The sequence below is a fragment of the Paraburkholderia sp. genome, from assembly GCF_034668105.1.
Classification (GTDB): domain Bacteria; phylum Pseudomonadota; class Gammaproteobacteria; order Burkholderiales; family Burkholderiaceae; genus Paraburkholderia.
Map to the genome: position 1 here is coordinate 1 of NZ_JAXDPY010000198.1, position 5209 is coordinate 5209.

Consider the following 5209-nt stretch of genomic DNA (forward strand, 5'->3'; position numbering starts at 1 on the left):
ACGCCGGGGTCGCGGAAAAGAGCATATCCGGATGGCATGCACATAGGCCAATCAAGGACCGCGTTCAATGGGCAGTGAATCAAGCTGGCTTCACTGAAGCGCGGTGCATAGGTCATCAGATAGTCGACGATGTCCATCAATTCCTCGCTGGAGGAATATCCAAGCTCATACCCAGCTTCTATGGCGTCTGTAATGGCCCGACTCAGGTCCATACGAAGCACTGGTCACCGTCAATTAGCTTCGCCAGTTCTTGCACGGCCGACGTGCGGGAGCCAAGCCCGCGCGTTCGCGCGCTTTCTTGGCCAGGTCCTTTCTAAACGCAATGAGCTCAGCTTCTTGCGCGGTAACCACCCGCCTATAATGACTATCACAAGGGGGGAAGCGCCGTCGCGGCGAACTGCCGGAACGTAAGCGGAGGTCGGTGCGGTCGCATGCGATGCGACGGTTGCAGAAGTTGTAGTGGGCTGGAGCAGCAGTTTGCTCCGCAGTTACATGCTTTGAGGCTCAACAATGAGGCGGCGTCGTGACTACAGACTCCAATAAAAGTAGCATTGCTGCGCTGACGCTGGCTGCCATTGGAATTGTGTACGGCGACATTGGAACCAGTCCGCTTTACACAATGAAGGAGGTATTCGCGAAACATCACGGTCTTTCGCCTGTTCCTGTCAATGTGCTGGGGGTGGTCTCGCTGATTTTGTGGGGCCTCATAATCGTGATTTCGCTCAAGTACGTAACTCTTGTTTTGCGGGCGGACAACCGAGGGGAAGGCGGCATTATGGCGATGACCGCGTTAGCGCTATCATCGGTCACTCAGAAATCCCGTTGGTACTATCCGGTGATGCTGCTTGGCATGGTCGGCGCAGGGCTGTTTTTCGGCGACGGTGTGATTACGCCAGCTATTTCAGTCTTGTCGGCCATTGAAGGGTTGGAAGTGGCCGCGCCTGCTCTTAAGCCGTATGTTATCCCTGTGACATTGGCCGTTCTGGTTGCACTGTACTCGTTGCAGCGCGGGGGCACAGCGGGTATCGGAAAATGGTTCGGCCCGATTGTGCTGGTCTGGTTCATTACGCTTGCTGCGATGGGCGTTGCTAATATCGCTAAGAACCCGGTCATTCTGATTGCCTTCAATCCGCTCCACGCCCTCGGCTTTCTCATCCACAACGGGTGGTTCGCCTTCGTCGCCCTCGGTGCGGTTGTCCTGGCGCTCACCGGTGCGGAAGCGCTGTATGCTGATATGGGCCATTTTGGCAAGAAGACAGTTCGCTTGGCCTGGTTCTCTATCGTCGCTCCCGCGCTGGCACTCAATTACCTCGGGCAAGGCGCCTTGTTGTTATCGAATCCGGTAGCGGTTTCGAATCCTTTCTTTCTGCAACTTGGCCCTTGGAGCGTCTATCCGCTCGTAGTGCTCTCGACGATGGCGACCGTTATCGCATCGCAGGCGACAATCTCTGGTGCATTTTCAGTGACTCAGCAAGCTATTGCGCTGGGCTTCCTGCCCCGCATGCGCATCCGCCAGACCTCTGAAAGTCAAAAGGGGCAAATCTACATCCCCCTCGTCAATTGGCTACAGCTCGCGGCTGTCATATTGGCCGTTGCGGGATTCGGCTCGTCTTCCAATTTGGCTTCGGCCTATGGCATTGCTGCGACCGCTACGATGTTGACGACGACGCTGCTGACGTTCTTCGTTGTTCGTTTCGGCTGGAAATTTCCGCTGTTGCTGTCGGTCGCAGCGACCGGATTCTTTTTGATGATTGACGTCGCTTTGTTCTCTTCCACGAGTTTGAAAATCATTAGCGGCGGCTGGTTTACGCTAACAATCAGTGCGCTGATGGTCATGCTCATGCTGACGTGGCGAAGGGGGCGCGAACTGGTATTCCAAAGCCTCCAACGCCAACTCATCCCTCTCGACGACTTCCTCCAGTCTCTGTTCATCAATCCGCCGCTACGCGTGCCTGGTACGGCCGTCTTCTTCCGTGCTGAAGGTGACGGCGTACCCCATGCGCTGTTGCATAACCTACTGCATAACCAAGTGCTGCATGAACGAACGATATTTTTGACTGTGTACGCCACCGACATCCCCAGAATTCCGGAAAGGGAACGCATCAAGGTGGTCCCGCTTGGACACAACTGCTATCAAGTCAACGTCTACTATGGGTTCTCAGATGAGCGCGACATACCGCACGCTTTGCAAAAAGGTCGGCATGCTGGACTCTCGATTGACCCGATGCAAACGTCCTTCTTTATCGCCCGCCAGACAGTCCTCGCCACGCCGAAAGCCGGCATGGCGCTATGGCGGGAGGCCTTGTATTCCGGGATGTCTCGCAACGCTCGCGACGCGGCTGATTACTTCAAGATTCCGCCCAATCGGGTCATCGAAGTGGGAGCGCAGGTAGAGATTTGAAGGGTAATGCCGACTCGAGCGAAGAGTTTCGGCTCCGTCCTTGGCAACATCACGCTGGGAAAAGTGGCGATAGTTGCCTGTACAGCGCTGGGAACGAGGCCAATCGCTCCACGAGCATTGAGCGTCGGCCTTCGTTAGGAACGAACGCCAGCGATATAGGTGGCGGGCGCACAACATCCGAAAAATCTCCACCGGCCGCTAACCAGCCGAGACGCGCCGCTCCGAGGGCAGCGACGACGGTTGGCACGCCGGCGGCCTCTGATGGAATGACCGAGGTGCGGGAATCGCGCCTCCTAACCGAGAGGAGTGGAAATCATGGCCACGCAGGACACTGAATCGAGCGTTGACAGCGTCACTGAGATTATCGGCACCAGCCGAACTCCTGGGAGGATGCCGCGAAGAATGCTGTCGAAATCGCCGCGAATTCGCTGCGCGATTTGCGTGTTACCTTTGCAATACGCAGCCGCTGCGTATGTTTATGGGCGACCTGGAAATTTCAATCGATATTGGCAGTCGCCACGTGCTCTCCCTAGTGGTGGTTCGAGAACTGTTCATCGGCACGTATACCGAATACAGCGAGGCCTTGTTCGAGACCTTCGAGGAAACTGGGCATCCCTGCATCGCGCTCGACTACGGAGAGCTGCATGACTACACGACCCTCTGCCCGGACCAAGGGACGTTATTGGGAGCTGGCATATTGCGGCCACATTCATGAGGAGGCCACTTGATGGCAACGACTTTGGAAGCAATTCAGGCAAGGATGAAAAAACTGCAGGCACAGGCGGACGCGCTGGCGACGAAGGAAACCGCGAAGGTTTTGAAGACTATCCATGAGTTGATGGAAAGGCATGGCCTGACGGCTGCGGACATTGACGGGCGTGTTGGCGGCAAGCAGCGCGCGAAGAAGGCCGTGGCGAAGACTGTCGGAAAGAAGAGCGCTGCTGCGGCGAAATACCGTGACCCGAAAACCGGCGCGACGTGGACCGGACACGGCCGGGCGCCCCAGTGGATAGCAAGCGCCAAGAATCGCGACCGATTCCTGGTTGATGGAGCGACGGCGACGGAGAAGCCGGCTTCTGCTAGCAAGGTGAAGGTTACGGTCAAGAAGACGTCAAAGACGGCTGGACCGCGCGTCGGGAAGGGACAGCCGAAGGGTCCGCAGCCGGCGCTTTATCGTGACCCCAAGACTCGCGCGACGTGGAGCGGGCGTGGACGGGCGCCGGTGTGGTTGGCAGCGGTGAAGGACCGGTCGAAGTACCTTATACGCTGAGTGATTGTTGGCAGGGTGGGAAGCTGCACGACCAGCCGAAGACTACGAATTTGAAATGGTCATCACTGTCGGCCTGATGGCTGCGTTTGCCGGAGAGCCACCTCAACGGAGTTCAGTTGTATTAGCCGGTACTCGACCGAACAGACAATGTCAGCGGAGATGTCGCCCACTCCCGACTATGGGAATGATTCTCCGAGGCGAGTCGAATCTCAAGCCCGCGCCTCTGGCGCACCGCTTCCCGGCTTCGGGCTTGACCTTTTCCTCGCTCCGGAAAGGTAGCTATCAAGTCGGGAATGACGAAACAAACTGACACTGTCAGTCGAGTCAAGTGCTGCTGTCTACGCGCGCGTGCGACATAATCCAGCACGGTACGGCGCCGGCGGCGTCAAGCATCGAGGTCTGCGCGTTGCGTCGATATTGCACGGCGTTCGGCCCGGTGCCCTGACCGATACGGGATGGCCGTCGCGTACCCCGCCAGCGCCTGCAAGCGAGCCATGCGGCCTGACTCGCGAGGTCCCGGTACGTCTTGGCGAGCCCAGCTTCCATGCTTACGCGCTGCTCGTTCGGCGTAATCAGCTCAGCGCGCGTTTCAATCTGCTCAAGGTGGCACGGATTCGCGACCAGTTCCAGGCATCGCGCAAGGTGGCCGGGAGTGCCGTGTCGTCGCCATGAGTCGCCGGCACGTTCACCAGCCGGTCGGCGAGCTTCTCGGCGCCCGCCTGTGCGATGCCGCTCGAGACAACTGGGCGTCACCGGCTGGGTCCGCAACCGTATGGACGGTTCGGTAGAGGCGATGCTGCAAGGCTCGCCGGAGCAACTGGCAGCCATGTGCGCCTGGCTAAGCGAAGGCATGTCCGCAGCGCTTGTCGAAGAGCTTGAGGTAACCGAGGTGCCCCCACCGTTTGCCCGCTTTGATAACTTCGAGCGGTTGCCCACGTTGTAGGTGCAAGGTGCGCATGTCGAGAACAATGAGCTGGTCGTTTCATTCGCACGTGATTAAAGCCAGCCTCTGGTCAGCGGCTATCAGCAGCCCGTGGTTACCCCTGGCGCCCGGCACATCTATATCTCCCGGCCATCCCCCCGTGTTCGGCGTGATACCTGCATAGGGAGCCAGCTGAATTTGCATTTACTGATGAAGAGACCGGACGAAGGCGGGAACCTGGGCAGAGGAATGGGGTGCCCTGAACAGCGGTGAGTCAGGACGTCGACCCAGGCTGTGGCCAAGGCCAGCCCTTCTTCTCGTCGGGCGCATCCCACTCCGAGGGCGGAGCGGCCTTGACCGATGCCTCGGCCGGACTCGCCTCCTCTGCGGCATCGAGCATCCGTTCGGGCGAGGCGTCCCCTTTTATCTTGGGAAGCCCGGCTCCAAACCACTTCACCTTCTTCTGCATGTGAGCGGTGTACGCCTTCCAGCCGTCGGGGTTGCCATCAAAGAGCTCGTGCTGAACGGTTGACGCCAGCGCATTCCGGTTGAGCTCAGTATCAAGCAGCTCCTTTGGCCACAGGAAGAACGCGCTGGCAACGCGTGCGCTGAACTC

The 5209-nt window shown here is 58.5% G+C and carries 4 protein-coding genes and 3 pseudogenes; 5 read left to right on the forward strand and 2 right to left on the reverse strand.

The features are described from left to right. Positions 1–371: pseudogene (locus QOC89_RS09270) on the reverse strand (phophatidylserine decarboxylase associated domain-containing protein); the annotation flags it as partial. 152 nt (positions 372–523) lie between these two features. On the opposite strand from QOC89_RS09270, the gene QOC89_RS09275 reads away from it, so the two are divergent. The 5 genes and pseudogenes from QOC89_RS09275 to QOC89_RS31850 form a co-directional block, all read left to right on the forward strand. Continuing rightward, positions 524–2401 (forward strand): potassium transporter Kup, encoded by a 1878-nt coding sequence (locus QOC89_RS09275; protein WP_323044751.1) that lies wholly within the window; start codon positions 524–526, stop codon positions 2399–2401. Positions 2402–2808: 407 nt separating this feature from the next. Next, positions 2809–2934: pseudogene (locus QOC89_RS09280) on the forward strand (hypothetical protein); the annotation flags it as partial. Continuing rightward, entirely contained in the window at positions 2874–3116 is a 243-nt protein-coding gene (locus tag QOC89_RS09285) for a hypothetical protein (RefSeq protein ID WP_323044752.1), read from the forward strand. The pseudogene QOC89_RS09280 and the gene QOC89_RS09285, both read left to right, overlap by 61 nt. A gap of 12 nt (positions 3117–3128) precedes the next feature. Beyond that, on the forward strand, positions 3129–3671 hold the full coding sequence (locus QOC89_RS09290) for an H-NS family nucleoid-associated regulatory protein (protein ID WP_323044753.1): 543 nt from the start codon (positions 3129–3131) through the stop codon (positions 3669–3671). Positions 3672–4401: 730 nt separating this feature from the next. After that, positions 4402–4614: pseudogene (locus QOC89_RS31850) on the forward strand (acylphosphatase); the annotation flags it as partial. A gap of 253 nt (positions 4615–4867) precedes the next feature. On the opposite strand, the gene QOC89_RS09300 reads toward QOC89_RS31850, so the two are convergent. Continuing rightward, positions 4868–5209: hypothetical protein (locus QOC89_RS09300; protein WP_323044755.1), on the reverse strand; the 342-nt coding region annotated here is incomplete at its 5' end.